Genomic DNA, 19475 nt, shown 5'->3' with positions numbered 1-19475 from the left:
TTCGTGAGTATGCTAGTACAGTGTAAATTACACGCCCCCGTAGCCCAATCGGCAGAGGCAGCAGACTTAAAATCTGTTCAGTGTGGGTTCGAGTCCCACCGGGGGCACTTTTATTTATGTTCCTAGCTCATAGGTTTAGGCTGCTCACTTCTAAGACTGGCGCTAATCCTCGATTTCGCCTTCAAGAATTTCGCCGTGAACTGTGTCGTCGTGAATCACAGTTTCGCCGTCAATAACGTGCGGATCGGAAGTGCGCGGATTGGTCGTACGCGAGCGGGTAGACCCAGCCCTGCGTCGTCGCGCTGCAAAACGGATAATCTTCCACAAAGCGAACAGTAGCACCGCGAGAATAACCAGCATCAATGCGGGCAAGAAAATCGCGATAAGCGACATCGTGAACGACGTGCCGTCCTCCACAGTCGAAACTACCGGCGCACCAATACCGAGGGTAGACACGTTCACGATAGGCCTGCCGAGCATCTTTCCAGTGTGTACCACGGCGGCAGTGAGTCCGCCGAGCAGTACTCCGACCCACGGATTGTTGGCAAGAAAAGTCGAGTTTTGCTCAGCTTCTTGTGCAGCAGTAGTGGCGGCAAAAACGAGTGCGCCCGTGGTTGGTCGAATCACGGTTCCGGCGATGTCGTTGAGGAAATCAACGGCAGGTATTTTGTCGAGCACCGTTTCTAGCAGCAGAAATAGCACACCGATACCAATTGCCCACGGCGACTCGATCCATGCGAATTGCGAGGGGAGCGTGAGCACGTCGGTGTAACGCGAAATCAGCGCCACAATCAGAAAAGGTATGTATGCGTTGAGTCCTGCCGCCGCTGAAAGCCCAGCGCTTGTTAATAAAGCGAACATATTTTTCCTCTACGTATGGTTTGGCGTTATATTAATCGTTTGTGCTGCTGCGTTGCGCTGCTGTGGACCCAGTTGTCACGAAGTCACGTTCGTTGTTCCCGAGTCGAGCTAGCTTCCGAAGAAATAGATCAGGCAGGAGATAGCGAATGTGATTGCTGAGGTAAATGCCATGGCGAGTTCAATGAGGATTCCGATTCCGAGCGATTTGAGCGCCAACCATGTGGACGCCGCCGCGCTCATGCCGTCTTTTTGCCGCCTCATTTCCGCTAGGAACAGTCCCACAGTGAAACCGATAAATATTCCAAGAACTGGAATTGCGAAGAAGCCGATTGCTGCGCCAGCGCCGCCCCAGAGAATAGAAGAGTTTGGAACTTGCGCATCTTTGAGCCGTTTACCTGTTAAAACATAGCTCGCGGTGATACCAATTGCGCTGAACACCGTCACGAGACCAAAGGTAATCCAGCCGGTATTCCCGCCCACAACGAGCGCCCACACAAAAGTGGATGCCACGATCAGAATGGTGCCGGGCAGTACGGGAACGATGATTCCAGCTATCGCCACGGCGTAGGCGATGACCACCAAAATTGTGGTGATGATTTCTGTGTACATTGCGCCAATCTATCACGAGCTATTTATTCAGAGGTCGCTTGCCCGCTACGGGCGAAACGCTTGTATAAGGAGGGAGGAACGACGTCGGTGCGCGGCGTCGTACGTAACTCTGGTTCTCGCCGTCGCGTGTGTCCTAACGTACGCAAGCTGCTGTCGTCGTCCGTCTGAAACGCAAGCAAACGGCGTCGTACTCAGTAGTGTTGAGCACGACGCCGGCCGCTCTTGCGTTCTGTGCGGTAAATCGCTGGTGAGGCGATAACTACACGTCCGATTTTAGGAAACGGACCATGCCAAGAACCAAAATTACCAGTGAGTAGAGCACGAAGATGCCTAATGCCCCTGCTTGGTTGTACGGCACGCTTGCTTCAGTTACTCCCGGCACGGCAATCGACCCATTCGTGGCATATTGTGCCAGATTAGCAGGCAAGTAGTAAACGAGCGTCTTTTGGAAGAAGTCGACGGGGATGAGGACGAGCAGACCGAGGAACTGCAGTAAGATCACGCCGGCTGTGATGCCGCCGGCAGTTGAGCGAAGCAGGTAGCCAAATCCGAGTCCCATAATCGCTACGCCCACAAACAGCCCAACAAATGCGCTGATAGGGCCGAAATCTTGTGCGGAGTAGCTGATCGGCGTCTTGCTCAGGAATGTACATGCTATGAGCAAGCCAACCAAAACGACTGCGAGCAGGAACGAGTAGACAACGTTGGCAAGAAATTTCGCGAAAAATGCGCGTGGGCGGCGCGGATCGGAAAGCACGGTGGTGCGCATCGTGTTGTGTGAATACTCGGCCGACACCGCTGCCACCGCGATTACGAGGAAAAATATCGAGCTCAAGCCCCAAGTTCCGAAGATGACCTTTGAGTCAAGCGGAATCTTCGCTAAACGGACGATTGCGATGACTGGCGCGCAGCCCAAGATGAGCAGCAGTAGCGAGGTTATCTTGGTCAGTTTGGCGGACCACAGCTTGTAGAACTCTGAGTTGACCGATCGCATCAGGCTCACCGGCTGCGTTGCTGTGGTTCGTGTTATTTGTGCAGTAGAAGTCATGATTATTTCTCCATCTGGAATGGGGCGGACGGCGTGGCGGACGTTGCGGTGGATGTGGGGGATGGCGACGACGCCGGCGTCGCGCTTTGTCCAGCAGCTTGCGTTGTGCCGTGGTGTGGATCGTTGCCTGCTCTACCAGCTGGTATGTGTGCGTTATCGACGCGGTACTCGCCCTCGCTTTCGGTGAGTTCCATGAAGATGTCCTCTAGTGACGAGTATGTTTCGGACAGCTCATGCACCTCGATATTGTTTTGGTACATGAGGTGGCCGATTTGTGCGCGGTCACAGCCAGTGATTTCTACGGTTGGTGCTGAAGCCTGCGAAGCGTTCTCGCTTAACATGTGGGCAATATGTGCCGTTTTGAGAGCTTCGAGGATAGCGGGCAGATCTGGACCAGATAGGTGAATCGTGCGCTTGGACGAGGCTTCGGTGAAGTTTTGGATCGGGCCCGAAGCGATCAATTTGCCGCGGCCGATGATCACGAGTTCGTCGGCGGTGAGCGCCATTTCGCTCATGAGGTGGGACGATACCAATACTGTGCGCCCCTCTGCTGCAAAATTGCGCATGAGCTGGCGAATCCAGCGTACGCCGTCGGGATCAAGACCGTTGACGGGTTCGTCGAGGATGAGAAATTCTGGGTCGGCGAGGAGGGCGACGGCGATTCCGAGGCGTTGTCCCATACCCAAGGAGAAGCCCTTGAGCTTCTTTTTCGCTACTGATTCGATGCCGGTGAGCTCGAGAACTTCATTGACTCGCGCCTGCGAGATGCCATGTGTTTTGGCGATGATTGTAAGGTGCTGACGTGCTGAAAGACCTGGGTGGAAAGCTTTTCCGTCCAATAGAGCGCCAACGGTGGCAAGTGGAGAAGAGAGTTTGGCATATTCAGTGCCATTAAAAAGTGCAGTGCCCTCTGTTGGGCGATCAAGACCGAGCATGCAACGCATGGTGGTTGATTTTCCTGAACCATTAGGGCCAAGGAATCCCGTTACACTTCCTGAGCGCACAGTGAATGAAAGATCATCGACTGCTTTTTTCTGTCCGTACGTTTTTGATAGGTGTTCAACTGTTATCACAGTATGCTCCTGAACTGGAAATATGCGTTATGAAAGGACATCAGAACTTTATGTGGTGAGTGCCCGGGCAGAAGACTCGCGATGCGCGGGGCCCTTCCATGAGCTGTTTAGACCGCGAGTAGCGAGCCCTCTGCCTACAATTCATTCTAGACGTGGTTGAATGCTGGAGGGTGTACTACTCAGGGATGAATTTCTTTGTGCACTTCCTGAGTTTTCGGTGAATATTCTCAGGGTTTTCCCCTGAGAGCTGCGGAAGTACAAGGAATTGGGCATGGAATGTTCACTCAGGGTGGATACATGCGGAGTCGAGTTTAGTGCGCTACTACGGATAGAATAAGTATAGAAATCGAGGGCGTTCGCCAAAGAGACGGTCCTTGATAGACAGTCTTTATAAATACTAGGAGGTCTACCTTGAGTAATCCGGTAATGGATCGGAATCCATACTTCAAGCAGTCGGCGCAGCGCCCGAATCAATTCCCAAATCAGTATCAGCAGACGACGCAATACGCCGAGGACTATTCGCAGCAGTATTCCCCGCAAGGTTATGTTGATGCGCAAGCGCAGAGCTATTCGCCTTACGCTGGCGCAGATCGAATGACTTATGCGGACGCGATGAACAAGACTGCTCTCTTGCTTGGCACAACGATTTTTGCTGGTGTGCTGGCAATTCTTTTCTTCCCGATTGCCGCGATGCCGATGCTCGCCATCGGTGGATCCTTAGTGGCTTTTGGAATTGGCATGTTTATTGCCTTCCAGCCGATGGTGAAGCCTGGTATGGCGATTGCTTATGCCGCAATTGAAGGCGTAGCGCTAGGTTCCATTACTCGATACCTAGACTACTTCTTGCCAGGTGTTGCGCTCCAAGCAATTTTGGCCACGGCAGTGATTGTGGCTGTGACGCTTGGCTTGCATTACTCTGGCGCAATTCGTACGACGCCGCGTGGACGCAAGATTGTTTTGATCGTTGCGCTTGGCGGAATTCTTTTCGGGTTCATCAATATGGGTCTTATGCTCTTCACTCGGACGAATCTCCGCACTGACGTTGCATTTGGTGGAATGCCGCTTGGTGTCATCATTGGAGTAGTTATGCTGTTCGTAGCTGCATACTTCCTTATTGCTGACTTCGAGGCAGTGCAAGACGCGATCAATAACGGTGCTCCTGCACAGTTTGCATGGACTTGCGCTATTGGTATCGTTATGACGATCCTGTGGATCTATGTAGAAGTTCTGCGAATCGTTGCTATTTTAGCTGATCGATAGAGCTAATTATCTTTGATTGGGCCGCAGGTAAGTTGGCATAAAAGCCAAATTCTGCGATGGCTAAAAGACTTGTGGGTGGCTTGGACTGATGTCCAAGCCACCCACAGCCGTTTCACGTACGTATAAAATCAGTGTGCGCCCAAGATGTCCACCACAAACACCAGAACATCCGTACCGGAAATACCGGCGCGTGGATTTCCGTTCTTGCCATATCCCTTGACTGGTGGAACCGAGATCAGCAAACGAGAGCCTACCTGCTTACCAACAATTGCCTGATCCCAGCCCTGAATAACCATTCCAACACCGATAGGGAATCGAGTCGGCTCGCCACGGAAATAAGATGAATCGAAGATATCGCCATTCCAAATCTGGCCGTGATAATTTACTTCAATCTCTTGACCGGCCGTAACAACCGGACCATTGCCTTGTTCGAGCACTTCAACGCGCAAACCTTTTGGTGCTTCGACGTCCGCTGGGAAAGTCAGCTCTGGAGTTTCTCCAAAGGAACCGGACACACTAGGAAGAATAACGTTCATTCGCATACCTTTCGTGAAAAATTCATCTCTAGTCTACTGGTTGGGAGGCATCAACGAAAAAGAGGAGTCACTGCCCTTCTTTACGCATTCGCTATGCTTGCCCTTCCTCAGAGCTTTCCGCCAAAGGTCCACTGCCTGGTAGCGGGCATGCCATTCCAGATTTCACATGGCAACGATACCCGTGCGGGTTCTTGAATAAGTATTGCTGGTGATCGTCTTCGGCTAGATAGAAGCTGAGACCGTGCGAATCCATAATCTCGGTAACGATTTTGACGTCTTCACGCCCCGCTGTGTCCTTGCCGCTCGTCTTTCCAACGCCATCAGCACTAGCTTTTCCAACGCCAACGCCATTTCCATGCGTAGCTTCCCTCAACACAGCTTCATACGACGCAAGCATCGCCTGCGCGAGCTCGTGCTGCTGCGGCGTCGTCGTGAAAATCGCGGAACGATACTGCGTGCCGACGTCGTTCCCTTGCCGGTTTAAGCTGGTGGGATCGTGGCATTCAAAGAAAGTTTTAAGAATTTGCGCCGTGCTCACGCGGCTTTCGTCGAACACCACGCGCACGGTTTCGGTGTGGCCAGTTTGGCCCGTGCACACCTCTTGGTAAGTCGGGTTTGGGGTGTAACCTCCCATAAATCCCACACTGGTGCTCACAACCCCCGGCACATTCCAAAAGATTTCCTCCACGCCCCAATAGCAACCGGCCGCGAGGTAGATCAATGATTGCGACGGCGCTGGTTCGGCGAGCAGATCAGTGCCTAAAACGAGATGCGGTTTTGGGGCGGGCAATACTGGTACGCTACGGCCAGGAAGTGCATCCTCCGGGGCTACCATCGTGGGCTCAGGGCGAAATATAAACACGGCTCTCTCCTCAACTAATCTCGATATGTCTCAATCTTTCGCGCACATTTTGGCGCAACCTCGTCAATCTTGCCGGCAGTGATGCTGACAACGAAACAGGGTAAAGCTTGGCGCGATCAATCTTGTGCAATCTAGTGTGCCGGAAAACGGAAAAACGGGCGTATTCCGGCACTCGGAATACGCCCGCAGCTGAGAAATCAGCAATCCTTAAAGTGTTTCGATCTTGAGCACTTTCACTGTGAACTCCTTGCCATTTGGAGCTACGTATGAAGTTTCGTCGCCAACTTTAAGACCCATAATCGCAGAGCCAAGCGGTGCAGATTCTGGATATACGTCGATATCGAGATCTGGTGCAGCTTCACGTGAACCTAAAAGGAAGTGCTTCTCGGCGTCGTTCACCTTTGCCGTGATAACGAGCCCAGGAGCTACTGCCTCTAGCGAAGAGGGCGCTTCGCCCACTTCGGCGTTCTCAAGCAGGTAGGTCAATTCTTGGATTCGACCTTCCATCTTGGACTGTTCCTCACGCGCAGCCTGGTATCCACCATTCTCGCGAAGATCGCCTTCCGAGCGAGCAGCTTCGATGCGCTCGGCGATTTCAGTGCGTCCGGTGGTCTTGAGTCTCTCAAGCTCAGCAGACAAACGATCAAAGCTTTCTTGGGAAAGCCATGTTGCATCAGCCATGTGAGTTCTCCTACTTCTCTTAGTGACTGTTAGCCGGTGAGAATTTGCAACGACTAACAAAAAACATGCCCAGCGGCATGTGAGGTGTCAAAGGCATACGTTACCACCAAGCCCACGTGTGAACAAAGCGTCATTCTAGAATTTAATATTCAACTATGTGCTAATCTGGGCATGCCCATCTACCCGAGAGGAAAACATGCCTACTACAGAACGCCGACTCATGGCAGTTCACGCGCACCCGGACGATGAATCATCGAAAGGTGCAGGCATGATGGCAAAATACGCCACTGCAGGCCGCGTGCGGGTTGTGACTTTAACTGGTGGCGAACGAGGAGACATCCTCAATCCGCAGTTGCTTGGCCGCGAAGATATTGAAGCAAATATTGGTGACGTGCGTCGGAGCGAGATGCGCGCCGCCGCTCAGGCTTTGGGAGTAGAGCACGTGTGGCTTGGTTTTATTGATTCTGGCCTGCCTGAGGGTGATCCGCTTCCGCCCCTGCCTGAGGGGAGCTTTGCCGCCATTGATATCGACGAACCTGTGCGGCGTCTTGCGGAACAAATCCGTTCATTTCGTCCGCAAGTGGTCACAACTTATGACGAAACTGGTGGCTACCCACATCCAGATCATATCCGCGCCCATGAAGTGACGATGGAGGCTGTTAAAGCCGCCGCTGATCCAAATTTTCACCCTGAACTCGGGCAGTCGTGGCAGGTGGCAAAGGTTTATTACGACGTGACCTTCACGTTGCAGCGATTGACTCGCTTTCACGAAGCTATGCTTGAAAACGGCATTGAGAGCCCATTCGCTGCGTGGATAGAGCGGCGTTCTCAGCAACCCGAAAAACGTATCGACGCACGGATTCGTGTGGATGAGTTTTTCCCGCAGCGCGACGCCGCACTCCTCGCACACGCTACACAGATCGATCCGCAGGGCTTCTTTTTCGCAATGCCGCGCGATCTCGAGGCGCAAGTATGGCCTTGGGAAGAGTTTGCGCTTGGATTCAGTATGGTCGGGGAGTCGGACGACATCGAAGCGGATCTTTTCGCCCGCGTTCCGGACGTTGAGCCTTTAGTTTGAGAACATATTGATATTGGCTAAGTTTGATGTTTTCAAACTTAGCCAATATCGCTGTTCAGGGAGCTATTTACTCACTGAGCTATTTACTCACTTTTCTTGCCCTTTTTGGACTTGCCGTCTTTCTTCTTTTTCTTGTTCTTGCCGGCTTTGTTCCCTTTGCGATCCGGCTTCTTTTTATCGGCTTTTTCCGACTTCTCCGACTTCGACTTTTTACTCTTCTTGTCCGGCGTAGGCGTATTTGCGCTGGAAGTAGCGCTATCACCCGCGGCAGCGGCGTCATCCCTAACAGCGTCGCCAGGCTTCGCGCTGGTGTTGCCTGCCGCAGCGTCGTCATCGGCAGCTTCTACCTCAACGGAAAACTCCGCGAGATCCTCTGATACCTCGGACACCAAACCATCGAGAGCTTCGGTGACGCGCTCGTTTTCGGCGTCGTCCATCGTTTCACTCAGACGGCGTAACTGCACGTCCTCAACCCAACGAGGCTTCGGCCAATCGAGATCCATATCGATCAGAGCCTGCACCAGCAGCTCCGTTATGGCAAGGCGGGCATACCACTTGTTGTCGGCCGGAATCACGTGCCAAGGCGCGTAATCGGTGGACGTTTCGGTGAATACATCCTGGTAAGCCTGCTGGTATTCGTCCCATTTTTGCCGCGTATCAATGTCGCCCGGATTGTACTTCCACTTTTTGTCGGGGCGCACAATGCGCTCTGCGAGGCGAACTGCCTGCTCTTCGTGCGAAACCATGAGCGCAACTTTGATAATCGTGACGCCGTCGTCCACCAATTTCTTCTCGAAGCGGTTGATCTCGCCGTAGCGCTTGCGCCAAACCGGTTCCTCAACGATCTTCTCAACGCGCTGGACGAGCACATCTTCGTAATGCGAGCGGTCGAAAAGTCCGATTCTGCCAGGCTTTGGTAGCGCGCGGCGAATTCTCCACAAGAAGTGATGGGAGGCTTCTTCTTTCGTGGGCACGCCAAAGGAGGCGAGCGCAACGCCTTGTGGATCCACCATCCCGAGCACGTGGCGAGCAATTCCGCCTTTTCCTGCAGTGTCCAGCCCTTGTACCACAAGTAGCACGCGCCGCGGATCGGCAAACTTGCCTGCTGCGAAAAGCCGTTCTTGCAGCTCTGAGAGTAGTGCTCCTCGTTCAAGTAAGAACTCCTCTGCGGCGTCCTTGCCTAGCTGCCAGCCTGGTGTAGAGGATCGATCAAAGTCAGCTAGCTTGAAGTCTGCGCCAGCCACAAGTGTTTGGCGAGGTGATTCATCCCAGCGTGGGGATGAAGACTTCGTTTTTCCGCCCTTATTAGCCATAAATGCTCCCTTCGTTAGCTAAAAGCTATCACAGGGGAGTGAGACGTGCAGCACAAGAAACGAAAGGAATGAAGAAATGAAGCGGCAGGACGGCGGTGCGTCACCACGCAGTCGGCAGCGCGTCACCCCACAGTAGATGGTGCCTCACCAAACTGTGCTGAGCGCGAGCCACACGGCAACCGCATGGCAGGCGTATCCAGCAACAGTGCCCAAGTGGAAAAATTCGTGAAAACCAAAATGCAACGGCCAAGGATTGGGCCAGCGGAATGCATAACAGATTGCGCCTATCGTATAGGCAAGTCCGCCTGCGAGAAGCAGCCACACGATTGCCGGGCCGCCAGAATTCCAAAAATCAGGTAAGAACCACACTGCCACCCAGCCGAGCAGGATATATAGCAGCACGTAAAGCCAGCGCGGAGCATTTAGCCAGAAGATGTGCATGAGAATGCCTAGCGCTGAGCCAATCCACACAATTGAAAGCATGAGTTTCGCACGGCCAGGCTCAAGGAGCATGCCCGATAGCGGGGTATAAGTGCCGGCAATGAGCAGGAAAATATTGGCGTGATCCATGCGGCGCAAGATGGCTTTCGTTTTCGGTTGCCAGTTGCCGATATGATAGAGCGCTGAGCCGCCAAAAAGAGCCAAAGCTGCCAGGCCATAAACAATAATCGACGTGGCTACAGCGGTATTGGGAGAAAAACACAGCAAAACGATCGAGTTTGCCACTGCGAGCGGAGCAGTGCATAAATGGATCCACCCGCGAGCGCGAGTTTTCTGGATCATATCGTTTCGACTCATAAAGCTCCTCAGCAGGTAAAAGAAAAATATCAGAGGTTTATATCCTCTTTCTTTTAACACTACCGCAGTGACGCGTGATGTTTCCTTTCAATTCGCAAGGTATGCTTGAGTACACCTGATGTGAGAATCGCAAGGAGGCTCAATGCGGATTCCCAGTTTTCTCTATGCGCTCTACGAAAGGCGTTTGCGCAAGCAGCTTTCAGACGCACAGATACCGCACCATGTGGGAATTATCTTGGATGGAAATCGTCGTTGGGCTAAAGCGCTCGGTGTAGCAGCTGCTAGTGGGCACAAACGAGGTGCCGACCACGTCAGCGAAGTACTGGGATGGTGCGAAGAATCCGGCATCGGCATCGTCACGCTATGGATGCTTTCGACTGAAAACTTGGCGCGTGCTCAAGAAGAACTTGACGATTTGTTGGACATCATCGTGCGTTTAGTGGAAAGTTTGGCACAAACGAAGCGTTGGAAACTGCGGGTGATCGGAGATATGAGCCTTCTTCCCGACGCCGCTGCCTCGCGTATCTTACAAGCTGCAGAACGCAGTGCAAACGTTGATGGCGTGACTGTGAATGTGGCAATTGGCTACGGTGGACGCCAAGAAATTACTCAAGCAATGCGTGATTACCTGCTTGAATGTGAATTACGTGGCGCGACGTTGAGCGAGGTTGCTCAAAACCTCACGACGGCAGATATTACGAATCATATGTATACGCGCGGGCAACCCGATCCTGACCTGATCATTCGCACCTCAGGCGAACAGCGCATGAGCGGGTTTATGCTCTGGCAAACCGTGCATACCGAGTTTTTCTTTTGCGAGACGTATTGGCCAGACTTCCGCCGCACTGACTTCTTGCGCGCTTTGCGTGATTTCTCCCGGCGCGAGCGCCGCCGAGGAAAATAGTTTTACGCACGCAAAGTGATTGATCACTCGTAGAACAGAGGGCTGGTGCTCCTAGAATCCTAAAGCCCGGCGAGAGAGTACTTCTCCGATTGTGCAGAAATCTCCTGGCGATTTGGAGGATTCGCTCCGCGGCGAGTGACGGTAATGCTAGCTGCGGTTGCCGCATAGTAGCCGAGAGTCGTGAGCATAGTCTTTGAAAGACCGCGAATCGCATCGACTTCCTCACGGCCGAGCACCGACAGTCGACCAAGACCGTCGATGAGTGCCGACATTAGCGAATCCCCAGCTCCCACGGTATCCACGACGTCCACTTTCACAGCTGGAACCGTTACACGATGTTCTTTGGTGTAGAGGTGAAGTCCTGCACCGCCGTCGGTAATCACAACCAAGGCGACGCCTGCGTTGAGCACCGCATCTACGGCGATGTCGAGGTCAAGATCTTCGTAGAGGAACTCAAGATCCTCTTTGCTTGCCTTGAAAACGTCCACATATTCGAGCATGGCTTCGACTTCGCCGCGCAACTTCTCAGCGGGACCCACTACGTCAAGCCGCACGTTTGGATCGTAAGAAATCGTGGACTTTTGGCGATAGAACTTGATCCACTCTTTGACTGCTGCCGCGCCTGGCTCTAGGTGAGCGCCGATTGAGCCAATGTGTACCAATCGAGGAGCGCAATCAAGGAGGTCAGCACGCTCATGCTCATCGCTTGGTGGCATTGGGTAATCCGAGTGGAGCTCGAATGTATAGCTAGCCGATCCGTCCGCGCCAAGGTGGGCGTGTGCGAGTGACGTGGGCTCCGACGTCACCGAGCCATTTACCAAACGCACGCGATCCGCAGCGCAGTGTTCAACGATCGAATCGCCTGCGGCGTCGTCGCCAACGCGGGTGAGGAGTGAGGTGTCGCGACCCAAGCGTGCCAAACCAATCGCCACGTTCATCGGCGATCCGCCAGGGCGACGATCGATTTCTGTGCCTTCTTGATTGTAGAAAATGTCGATGAGGGCTTCACCAATTACGAGGATCGTCATTGTTCGTTCTCCGAATCTCGGGAATTAGCTGCTGATTCATCGGATGGTGAATCAGATGATGGGTTGGCAGCCAATTGGGCTTTGCGAGTAAGTTCTTGGGCGCGCGCCAAGCGGGCACGAGCTCCATCAAGCCAGGCTTCACAGCGGCGGGCGAGAGCTTCGCCGAGCTCCCACAGCGTGAGTGACTCCTCCAGCGGAATATTTCCCTGCTCAAGGCGGGCTACGATGTCCACCAATTTCGAGCGCGCTTCTTCATAGGAGAGCGTTGCGACTTTTTTGTCTAGTTCAGCTGGGCTGAGCTCAGTCATTTTGCTTCTCCTATCTCTGAATTTTCAGGGTTTGGCTGCTGGTGAGGCAGGGTGTCGGTTTTGCTCGTTTTGCCGTCGGTGACCACAAGGTGAATCGTGCCGTCGGCTAACCGAGCGTCGAGTCGCGTTTGCAGTGGGGCATCGGTGGTGTGACGCACCAATGAACCATCGGACTTTAGAAGAATAGTGTATCCGCGTTTTAGGGTAGATTGTGGGGATAAAGTCCGCAAACGCGCGATTGTGGCATCTAAATCGGCGCGTTTTTTGGAAATCTCGCGTTCAAAATATACGTTTTTGAGATTGACAAGGTTTTGCAATTCCTCTGCCCGCACCTCAAGTATGCGTTGGGGGTGTGCGAAAGCAGGACTGTTGCGTAGTTGTGTGAGCTGCTCATTTGCGAAATGAAGCTGGTTATCGAGGTGTAGGCGGCCGCGTCGCACTGCTTCGCGTAGCCCATTTCTTTCTTCGACGACGTCGGGCACGATTTTTCGCGCCGCATCAGTTGGCGTGGACGCGCGGAAGTCAGCAACGTAATCGAGCAGCGGATTGTCCGTTTCATGACCTATTGCAGAGACGACGGGTGTTTGAGCTGCGGCGACGGCGCGGATAAGTCTCTCATCGGAAAATGGCAAGAGGTCTTCAACCGAACCGCCACCTCGTGCGAAAACGATCACATCGACGTCGGGCAGTGAATCGAGCTCTGCGAGGGCGGGAATCATAGCCTCTACTGAGCCGTTGCCCTGGACTTGCACTTCTCTGATTTCAAAGTTGACGTCTGCCCAGCGTGCAGTTGCGTTGACGACGACGTCGTGCTTCGCCTTGGTATTGCGGCCACAGATCAGACCGATTTTTCTAGGTAGAAAGGGGAGCGGCTTTTTGTTTTGTGGGGAAAAGAGGCCTTCGGCCGCGAGACGATTCTTCAATTGCTCGATTCGTGCCAGAATGTCGCCAATGCCCACTGCGCGTACTTCGTCGGCATGAAGCGTGAGTGATCCGTTTCCTGTCCAAAAGTCCGGTTTGGCACAGATAATTACCCGCGAGCCTTGATCGATACCTTCGGGAAGATTGTGGGTGAAGATTTTGACGTTGATCGAGACTTTTTCTTCGAGGTCGGCGAGGGTGAAGTACTGAAGCTTGGCGTTGGGGCGGCGTACGAGCGTAATGATTTCGCCCTCGACCCACAGGCGAGACATCTTCTGCACGTATTCTGCTATTTTTGCTGATAGGAGACGGAGCGGCCACGGGTGGTCCGGCGTGGTTTGCGCTGCTAGTTGCGGTAAATGTGGCGGGATAGCGCTTTGGGAGTGATTCGCTTGAGAATTATTTGTGGGCACACTCTAGTTTTGCACGTTATGAGGTAGTTTGGCAGTGGAATTGGGAAAATTTGTGGGTAAGTGTAAGGGTGCCTGGGCTGAGCATGGGGAGGTTTGATTGAGCATGGGGATGTTCGGGCTGAGAGTGTGGGCTACTAGGCTGAACGCCAAGCTGCGTGGGCTAAGCGCGTGTTCGGATTTGATCGTGCAGAACTGAGAGCATATGAACTACGATCTAAAATGGAGAGAGTAACTGGCGCTACGAACAACGTGTGCCCCGAGCGCAACCGCTATGTGAAGTATTGGTGTGATTGTGGCAGTGGCGGTATTTGTGGCGTTTGGGCGCTTACGTTTCTCGCAGCGTTCGGGGTACTCGTAGCAGGAGTGCTCGTAACGCGCATTTGTACGAATTATGTATCGGTAGCAAGAGATGAGGGAATTGTGACGACGAAGGCGAACAACGCGTCTAATACGGAAACTAGTGAGGTGGCCGAGGTAGCTGCTGAACGACGTGCAGTTTCGTTGGCAGGTGCGTCTGCCTTTCCGGCGGATGTGCCTTCGGAACCGTCGTCGGAGGGAAAGAAAATTCTCCTCGCAACGCCGCGGGGCTACTGTGCTGGCGTTGATCGCGCGGTTGACGCGGTGGAAAAAGCGCTTGAACTGTATGGCGCGCCTGTATATGTGCGTAAAGAGATCGTGCACAACAAATTCGTGGTGGAAACTCTCACTGAGCGGGGAGCGATTTTCGTGCACGACACCGATGAGGTTCCCGAAGGTGCTCGTGTAGTTTTTTCGGCGCATGGGGTGTCGCCGGCAGTACATGAACAGGCTGCTCAGCGCTCGCTTATCACGATTGATGCTACGTGCCCACTCGTTACAAAGGTTCACAAGCAGGCGGTGCGTTTTGCTGATGAAGATTTCGACATTTTGCTCATTGGGCATGAGGGACACGAGGAAGTTGAGGGAACTCAGGGCGAAGCTCCTGAGCATATCCAGGTAGTAAACGGACCGGAGGACGTTGCTGCAGTTCAGGTGCGTGATCCGAATCGTGTGGTGTGGATTTCACAGACGACGCTTTCGGTGGACGAGACGCTGAAAACTGTGGAGTTGCTTCGTGAGCGTTTCCCGAATCTGATCGATCCACCCTCGGACGATATTTGTTACGCGACGCAGAACCGGCAGGGGGCTGTGAAAGCGATGGCGCCGCAGTCTGATGTGGTGATTGTGGTGGGTTCGGCGAATTCTTCGAATTCGGTGCGCTTGGTGGAAGTTGCTTTGGAAGCTGGAGCTGGCGCTGCTTATCGCGTTGACAAGGCGAGTGAAGTGTGTGCCGATTGGTTTGCGAATGCAAAGACGGTTGGGGTGACATCGGGGGCGTCAGTTCCGGAGATTTTGGTGCGTGACGTTGTTGCCGTGTTGAAATCTGCTGGGTTTACTGAAGTTGAAAATGTAGCGACTGCGCAGGAGGATGTTCGTTTCTCGTTGCCGAAGAATCTGCGGGCTGATTTGAAAGCGACTGGCGCTGAGGTGGATCGCCCTCACAAAGCGCGCGATAAGAACGCAAAGATTTCGAATGCTCGAGCTAATCGCTCGATGTGATGGTGGTATGAGTATGGATGATTTGCGTGCTGGTGCGCTTAGTTCACCTCTTGATGCGCTAGACGGCGTGGTGGCACAGACGCCGATTGATCCGGTTTTCGCTGGTGAGGCGTTTGATACCTCGATGGACGGTGCGCTTCTAGTTGCGCAGTTGATGGCTGCTGCAGATCGTGAAAATGCGATTGGTATGCAGAAATATATGCGTGACCAGTTCGCTTTTCTTGGTGTGAAAACTCCTGAGCGCAAGGCTATCTCGAAGCCATTTTTCAAAGTGGCACGGCGCGATCCTCATGCGGACTGGAGTTTTATTTCGATGTGCTGGGCTTTGCCGCAACGCGAATTCCAGTACGTGGCTGCTGATTATTTGCGCCAGGTGTCGCATCTGTTGGGGCTGGCTGATTTGCCACGGATAAAGACGCTGGTTGAATCGAAATCCTGGTGGGATACTGTTGATGCTTTGCATCGAACTGTTGGTGACATTGTGCGCAAGGATGCGCAGGCCAAAGACGTAATGCTCGCTTGGGCTGAGGATTCGAATTTCTGGACTCGTCGAATTGCGATTGATCACCAGCTGCATTTTCGGGAGGATACCGATACTGAACTGTTTGAACAGATTTTGGTGAAGAATTTGCCGGGTACAGAATTTGGTGATGAGTTCTTTATCCAAAAAGCAATCGGCTGGTCGCTGCGCGAATACTCCAAGACTAATCCGAGCTGGGTAGCTGCATTCTTAGATAAGCACTCGGCCGCGGCGCTCACGCGCCGCGAAGCGAGCAAGTACTTGTGATTCACGAAAGATCTTGTACTTGTGATTCACGAAAGATCTTGTGAGCCGCAAAGCTTTTGTGATTCGCAAGGTGTTCGTGAGCTGGGAAGCTTTTGTAATTCACGCAAGCTCTTTCGGGAGGCGGATTGTGGTTTCACTTGTAGCTAATTGTGCTGGTGGTGGCGCTATTTCAAGGGCTTGGGTATCAAGTGAATCGAATTTACGAGCCGTGACCAGCACGCGCGATTCGAGTGAAGCTATAGCTTTGTTGTAGCTATCGACCGAGCTTCCGAGTGACTTCCCAAGTGATCCCAGGTGTTTGACCACGGTATTGAGTCGTTCTACGAGCGTGCGGCCCAGATTGACTATCTCACGTGCTTCTTCGGATGCCGCAGCGGATGACCACACGGAAGCTACAGCGCGGAGCAATGCCAGTAGTGAACTAGGCGAGGTGGGGACGATACCCGTACGCAGCGCAGATTCAAGCAAAGCTGCGTCTGCTTCGAGTGCTTCGGCCAGGAGACCTTCGGATGGTAAAAACATGACAGTGATTTGCGGAGAATCGGGAAAATCGCCGGGATAATTGCGTTTTACCAGGGCTTGTATATGACTTTGCACTGCCTTTGCGTGCTTTTTGAGCAGTTCATTGCGCTCTTGTGCTCCTGCTAGTTGTGATGCATCGATTTCTTGTGCGCGTAAAAACGCATCCATGGGCGTTTTTGCGTCGATAGCGATATGCCCACCTCCAGGAAGATGAATGATGGCATCTGGGCGCAGTCGAGATTTTTCTGCCGGAGCCGCAGTTGCACTGCTTGATGCAGGGAAAGCGAATTTCGCTGAGGTGGTCTGCACGTCAAAATCGACGCGTTCAAGCATTCCAGCAGCTTCAACGAGCCGCTTTAGCTGCACTTCGCCCCAGTTTCCCCGGGCAGACGTTGAACGTAAAGCCGCATTGAGAGAAGCCGTGGTGTGTGAAAGCTCAGCTTGCACCCGCGCGTCGTTCTGAAGATGAGTGAGCACTTGTGTGTTGTGCGCAATCGTGCGTTGATCTAGGCGCTGGACTTGCTGGTTTACATCGTCAAGTTGCTTCACGATAGGGGAGAGCACCTGCAAGATCGAAGAATCTTCACCAAAACGTTCGATGAGTTCAGTATTTTCGGTTTCTAATCGCTCGAGCTTGCCGGAAGTGATGAGGAGTTGCTCGCGTGAAGCCGAGAGCTGCTGGGACAGCTCCGACTCGCGACTTCGTGCCCGACTGTGCGCGAAGCTATATCCGCCGAGCCCGCCAGCTATAGCTGTGAGCAGTAAAAGTAGCATAAGAACAGGAATGTTGATCGTCATGGTTTCAGTCTAGTTTGTGCCTCCTGCCAAAAATGATGTCCGGTTGGATGTGTCGATGATATGTCGATTCTTTCGACACGTCGTATAAACGTGTCGATTTTTTCGATTTTATCGACACGTTTTGAATTACCCAGAAAGCCGCGATCCCAACTAGACTGTTCGTGTGGCTTTAACAATTGGAATCGCAGGACTGCCCAACGTCGGCAAATCAACACTATTCAACGCTCTTACCCGCGCAACCGTGCTCGCAGCAAACTATCCGTTTGCCACGATTGAGCCGAATGTGGGAATTGTTCCGCTCCCTGATGAGCGTCTTAACAAACTGGCGGAGATCTTTAACAGCCAGAAAATTCTTCCCGCAACCGTGTCTTTCGTTGATATTGCAGGTATTGTGCGTGGAGCTTCGGAGGGTGAAGGTCTTGGAAACCAGTTCCTCGCCAATATCCGCGAAGCCGATGCGATTTGCCAGGTCACTCGTGCTTTTGCCGATCCAGACGTGACGCACGTGGACGGACGCGTGGATCCGGCGTCGGACATCGAAACGATCACCACGGAACTCGTGCTCGCCGACATTCAGACGCTCGAAAAGCAGCTCCCGCGTTTGCAGAAGGAGCTTACGGGCAAGAAGATCGACAAGGAAGTGGTGGAGACGGCGCAGGCGGCGCTCGCGATTCTCGAGCAGGGTAAGACGCTGTCGTCTGCTGGTACTGAGCTTGACCAGGACATTCTCAAGTCGTTCCAGCTCATGACATCCAAGCCTTTCATTTACGTTTTTAATACCGACGACGACGGGCTGGCAGACAAAGACATGCAGGCGAAGTTGCGTGAGCTTGTTGCGCCTGCGGAAGCGATTTTCTTGGATGCGAAGTTTGAATCTGAGCTAGTTGAGCTGGAGGAAGACGAAGCGCGTGCGATGCTCCTTGAGTCGGGCCAGGAAGAATCTGGGCTCGATCAGTTGGCTCGCGTTGGTTTCGAGACGCTCGGCTTGCAGACGTATCTGACGGCGGGTCCGAAGGAAGCGCGTGCGTGGACGATTCGTAAGGGCTGGACTGCGCCGCAGGCGGCGGGCGTGATTCATACCGATTTTGAGCGAGGCTTCATCAAAGCTGAGGTTGTTTCGTTCGAGGATTTGGTCGAGTTTGGGTCGATTGCCGAGGCACGTGCGCACGGAAAGTTGCGTATGGAGGGCAAGGATTACGTCATGCACGACGGCGATGTGGTCGAGTTTAGGTTTAACGTTTAGTTTTCACTAAAACTCTAGGAAAGCGATCCACTATCTTCGATAGAGACGATGGATCGCTTTTCTCTTCCCGGTGTGGGATCTCATTGAGGTGTTTCGGGATGGCTATTGAGGTATTCGTTAGGTAGTGAGGCGATCTCGGGCGCGCGAAGCAACGGGGAGATTCGCGCTATTTTCGATGTTCAATCGACGACAATCTCCAGCTCGAAACCCTCAGCATTCTCGATGTACAGTGCTGTGTGGTCCGGACCGCCCGCATACGGATAGTCATCCGCAAACAATTCAGTCCAGCCATACGCGACGCAGTCGGCGCGTAGCTGATCTAGTTGCTCGTGATCGGATGCGCGAAGCGCAAGATGATTGAGCCCAGCCCTCATACGGTCCTGTAGACCCGACACGGCAGGGGATTTCTCAAGCACGATGTATAATCCGCTTGAATGGTGCCAGATTCGCCCCTGTGGCCAGCTTGGATCATGCTGTGCCTCCCACCCGAGAAGGGGGAGAAGCCAGTCGAACGACGCAGATGTTGTCTCAAGATCGTTGGTCCACAGCTCAATGTGGTGAACTGGATTTTTCATATTGTGAGTCTATCGCCGATGCGTCTCTTGGGCACTGGCGGCGTGCTGATGTTGATGAACTGCGTCAAGATCAAGCTTGTTGCCTGGTGTGGACTCATGATTTTCGATGCGGGTCGCAAGTTACCTTGTTTTTGGGTGTCTAGAATTATTTGTTGGGTTTAGAAGTGGCAAAGCGAGAAGTGCTTGCACACATGAATGTGCGTGCATAAATGTGGTCGAGTTCAGGTTTAACGCGTAGCGTTATTAACGCATTGCGTCATGTGTGTTAAATTGGAGAGG

Annotated in this window: 20 protein-coding genes and 1 tRNA gene; 7 read left to right on the top strand and 14 right to left on the bottom strand. The window is 53.1% G+C overall.

What is annotated here, in order from left to right:
* The first annotated feature begins 33 nt into the window (after window positions 1–33).
* Window positions 34–107 (top strand) — tRNA-Leu (locus EZJ44_RS00760).
* A 55-nt stretch (window positions 108–162) separates the two neighbouring features.
* Here the strand turns inward: EZJ44_RS00760 and EZJ44_RS00755 are convergent.
* The 4 genes from EZJ44_RS00755 to EZJ44_RS00740 form a co-directional block, all read right to left on the bottom strand.
* Window positions 163–861 carry a DUF4126 domain-containing protein gene (locus EZJ44_RS00755; protein ID WP_131279146.1) on the bottom strand — a complete coding sequence of 233 codons (699 nt, stop codon included), beginning with the start codon at window positions 859–861 and terminating at the stop codon, window positions 163–165.
* 108 nt (window positions 862–969) lie between these two features.
* On the bottom strand, window positions 970–1470 hold the full coding sequence (locus EZJ44_RS00750; RefSeq protein WP_131279144.1) for a DUF456 domain-containing protein: 501 nt from the start codon (window positions 1468–1470) through the stop codon (window positions 970–972).
* A gap of 259 nt (window positions 1471–1729) precedes the next feature.
* Window positions 1730–2518, bottom strand: coding sequence for an ABC transporter permease subunit (locus EZJ44_RS00745; protein ID WP_131279142.1), 789 nt, complete (start codon window positions 2516–2518; stop codon window positions 1730–1732).
* 2 nt (window positions 2519–2520) lie between these two features.
* Entirely contained in the window at window positions 2521–3591 is a 1071-nt protein-coding gene (locus EZJ44_RS00740) for an ABC transporter ATP-binding protein (RefSeq protein ID WP_131279140.1), read from the bottom strand.
* A 411-nt stretch (window positions 3592–4002) separates the two neighbouring features.
* Here EZJ44_RS00740 and EZJ44_RS00735 point away from each other — a divergent pair, with 411 nt between their 5' ends.
* Window positions 4003–4851 carry a Bax inhibitor-1/YccA family protein gene (locus tag EZJ44_RS00735; protein ID WP_131279138.1) on the top strand — a complete coding sequence of 283 codons (849 nt, stop codon included), beginning with the start codon at window positions 4003–4005 and terminating at the stop codon, window positions 4849–4851.
* Window positions 4852–4979: 128 nt separating this feature from the next.
* On the opposite strand, the gene EZJ44_RS00730 is transcribed toward EZJ44_RS00735, so the two are convergent.
* The 3 genes from EZJ44_RS00730 to greA all read right to left on the bottom strand — a co-directional run bounded on the left by EZJ44_RS00730 (window position 4980) and on the right by greA (window position 6930).
* Window positions 4980–5387 carry an FKBP-type peptidyl-prolyl cis-trans isomerase gene (locus tag EZJ44_RS00730; protein WP_131279136.1) on the bottom strand — a complete coding sequence of 136 codons (408 nt, stop codon included), beginning with the start codon at window positions 5385–5387 and terminating at the stop codon, window positions 4980–4982.
* 91 nt (window positions 5388–5478) lie between these two features.
* A complete protein-coding gene (msrA, locus tag EZJ44_RS00725) occupies window positions 5479–6222 on the bottom strand; it encodes a peptide-methionine (S)-S-oxide reductase MsrA (RefSeq protein ID WP_376988869.1) in 744 nt (247 codons plus the stop codon).
* A gap of 234 nt (window positions 6223–6456) precedes the next feature.
* A complete protein-coding gene (gene greA, locus EZJ44_RS00720) occupies window positions 6457–6930 on the bottom strand; it encodes a transcription elongation factor GreA (RefSeq protein WP_131279132.1) in 474 nt (157 codons plus the stop codon).
* A gap of 196 nt (window positions 6931–7126) precedes the next feature.
* On the opposite strand from greA, the gene mca reads away from it, so the two are divergent.
* A complete protein-coding gene (mca, locus tag EZJ44_RS00715) occupies window positions 7127–8008 on the top strand; it encodes a mycothiol conjugate amidase Mca (RefSeq protein WP_206661824.1) in 882 nt (293 codons plus the stop codon).
* Window positions 8009–8091: 83 nt separating this feature from the next.
* Here mca and EZJ44_RS00710 read toward each other — a convergent pair whose 3' ends face one another.
* Both EZJ44_RS00710 and trhA read right to left on the bottom strand, forming a co-directional pair.
* Window positions 8092–9321 (bottom strand): PPK2 family polyphosphate kinase, encoded by a 1230-nt coding sequence (locus tag EZJ44_RS00710; protein WP_131279130.1) that lies wholly within the window; start codon window positions 9319–9321, stop codon window positions 8092–8094.
* A 144-nt stretch (window positions 9322–9465) separates the two neighbouring features.
* Window positions 9466–10119, bottom strand: coding sequence for a PAQR family membrane homeostasis protein TrhA (gene trhA, locus EZJ44_RS00705; protein ID WP_131279128.1), 654 nt, complete (start codon window positions 10117–10119; stop codon window positions 9466–9468).
* Between the two features lie 142 nt (window positions 10120–10261).
* On the opposite strand from trhA, the gene EZJ44_RS00700 reads away from it, so the two are divergent.
* Window positions 10262–11023 carry an isoprenyl transferase gene (locus EZJ44_RS00700; RefSeq protein WP_131279126.1) on the top strand — a complete coding sequence of 254 codons (762 nt, stop codon included), beginning with the start codon at window positions 10262–10264 and terminating at the stop codon, window positions 11021–11023.
* A gap of 59 nt (window positions 11024–11082) precedes the next feature.
* Here the strand turns inward: EZJ44_RS00700 and EZJ44_RS00695 are convergent, their stop codons facing one another.
* Genes EZJ44_RS00695 through xseA form a run of 3 tightly spaced genes read right to left on the bottom strand, consistent with a single transcriptional unit; the run spans window position 11083 to window position 13693 of the window.
* Complete coding sequence (locus EZJ44_RS00695) at window positions 11083–12051, bottom strand: carbohydrate kinase family protein (protein WP_131279124.1); 969 nt, start codon at window positions 12049–12051, stop codon at window positions 11083–11085.
* Entirely contained in the window at window positions 12048–12359 is a 312-nt protein-coding gene (locus EZJ44_RS00690; RefSeq protein ID WP_131279122.1) for an exodeoxyribonuclease VII small subunit, read from the bottom strand. The genes EZJ44_RS00695 and EZJ44_RS00690 overlap by 4 nt, the downstream gene beginning before the upstream one ends.
* The gene (xseA, locus tag EZJ44_RS00685; RefSeq protein WP_131279120.1) at window positions 12356–13693 is read right to left on the bottom strand and encodes an exodeoxyribonuclease VII large subunit; all 1338 of its coding nucleotides are present in this window, start codon (window positions 13691–13693) and stop codon (window positions 12356–12358) included. The genes EZJ44_RS00690 and xseA overlap by 4 nt, the downstream gene beginning before the upstream one ends.
* Window positions 13694–14194: 501 nt before the next feature.
* Here xseA and EZJ44_RS00680 point away from each other — a divergent pair.
* Both EZJ44_RS00680 and EZJ44_RS00675 read left to right on the top strand, forming a co-directional pair.
* Entirely contained in the window at window positions 14195–15271 is a 1077-nt protein-coding gene (locus EZJ44_RS00680) for a 4-hydroxy-3-methylbut-2-enyl diphosphate reductase (protein WP_191088397.1), read from the top strand.
* A 7-nt stretch (window positions 15272–15278) separates the two neighbouring features.
* Window positions 15279–16058 (top strand): DNA alkylation repair protein, encoded by a 780-nt coding sequence (locus tag EZJ44_RS00675; protein WP_241658537.1) that lies wholly within the window; start codon window positions 15279–15281, stop codon window positions 16056–16058.
* A gap of 99 nt (window positions 16059–16157) precedes the next feature.
* Here EZJ44_RS00675 and EZJ44_RS00670 read toward each other — a convergent pair whose 3' ends face one another.
* Window positions 16158–17378: a DNA recombination protein RmuC gene (locus EZJ44_RS00670; RefSeq protein ID WP_131279118.1), complete on the bottom strand. Its 1221-nt coding sequence runs from the start codon at window positions 17376–17378 to the stop codon at window positions 16158–16160.
* Between the two features lie 163 nt (window positions 17379–17541).
* On the opposite strand from EZJ44_RS00670, the gene ychF reads away from it, so the two are divergent.
* Window positions 17542–18621: a redox-regulated ATPase YchF gene (gene ychF / locus EZJ44_RS00665; protein WP_131279116.1), complete on the top strand. Its 1080-nt coding sequence runs from the start codon at window positions 17542–17544 to the stop codon at window positions 18619–18621.
* Between the two features lie 179 nt (window positions 18622–18800).
* On the opposite strand, the gene EZJ44_RS00660 is transcribed toward ychF, so the two are convergent.
* The gene (locus EZJ44_RS00660) at window positions 18801–19196 is read right to left on the bottom strand and encodes a VOC family protein (protein WP_131279114.1); all 396 of its coding nucleotides are present in this window, start codon (window positions 19194–19196) and stop codon (window positions 18801–18803) included.
* Between the last annotated feature and the right edge of the window lie 279 nt (window positions 19197–19475).

The sequence above is a fragment of the Arcanobacterium bovis genome (genome assembly GCF_004331995.1).
Classification (GTDB): Bacteria; Actinomycetota; Actinomycetes; order Actinomycetales; family Actinomycetaceae; genus Arcanobacterium_A; species Arcanobacterium_A bovis.
This window is presented reverse-complemented; position numbering and strand designations above follow the sequence as displayed.

Bases quoted from the DNA above. Each gene is read 5' to 3' on its own strand.
- EZJ44_RS00710 (WP_131279130.1), bottom strand. From the start codon at position 9,321: ATGGCTAATAAGGGCGGAAAAACGAAGTCTTCATCCCCACGCTGGGAT.
- EZJ44_RS00700 (WP_131279126.1), top strand. From the start codon at position 10,262: ATGCGGATTCCCAGTTTTCTCTATGCGCTCTACGAAAGGCGTTTGCGC.
- EZJ44_RS00670 (WP_131279118.1), bottom strand. From the start codon at position 17,378: ATGACGATCAACATTCCTGTTCTTATGCTACTTTTACTGCTCACAGCT.
- mca (WP_206661824.1), top strand. From the start codon at position 7,127: ATGCCTACTACAGAACGCCGACTCATGGCAGTTCACGCGCACCCGGAC.
- EZJ44_RS00750 (WP_131279144.1), bottom strand. From the start codon at position 1,470: ATGTACACAGAAATCATCACCACAATTTTGGTGGTCATCGCCTACGCC.
- EZJ44_RS00745 (WP_131279142.1), bottom strand. From the start codon at position 2,518: ATGACTTCTACTGCACAAATAACACGAACCACAGCAACGCAGCCGGTG.
- EZJ44_RS00660 (WP_131279114.1), bottom strand. From the start codon at position 19,196: ATGAAAAATCCAGTTCACCACATTGAGCTGTGGACCAACGATCTTGAG.
- EZJ44_RS00675 (WP_241658537.1), top strand. From the start codon at position 15,279: ATGAGTATGGATGATTTGCGTGCTGGTGCGCTTAGTTCACCTCTTGAT.
- EZJ44_RS00730 (WP_131279136.1), bottom strand. From the start codon at position 5,387: ATGAACGTTATTCTTCCTAGTGTGTCCGGTTCCTTTGGAGAAACTCCA.
- trhA (WP_131279128.1), bottom strand. From the start codon at position 10,119: ATGAGTCGAAACGATATGATCCAGAAAACTCGCGCTCGCGGGTGGATC.
- EZJ44_RS00690 (WP_131279122.1), bottom strand. From the start codon at position 12,359: ATGACTGAGCTCAGCCCAGCTGAACTAGACAAAAAAGTCGCAACGCTC.
- EZJ44_RS00695 (WP_131279124.1), bottom strand. From the start codon at position 12,051: ATGACGATCCTCGTAATTGGTGAAGCCCTCATCGACATTTTCTACAAT.
- greA (WP_131279132.1), bottom strand. From the start codon at position 6,930: ATGGCTGATGCAACATGGCTTTCCCAAGAAAGCTTTGATCGTTTGTCT.
- EZJ44_RS00755 (WP_131279146.1), bottom strand. From the start codon at position 861: ATGTTCGCTTTATTAACAAGCGCTGGGCTTTCAGCGGCGGCAGGACTC.
- msrA (WP_376988869.1), bottom strand. From the start codon at position 6,222: ATGGTAGCCCCGGAGGATGCACTTCCTGGCCGTAGCGTACCAGTATTG.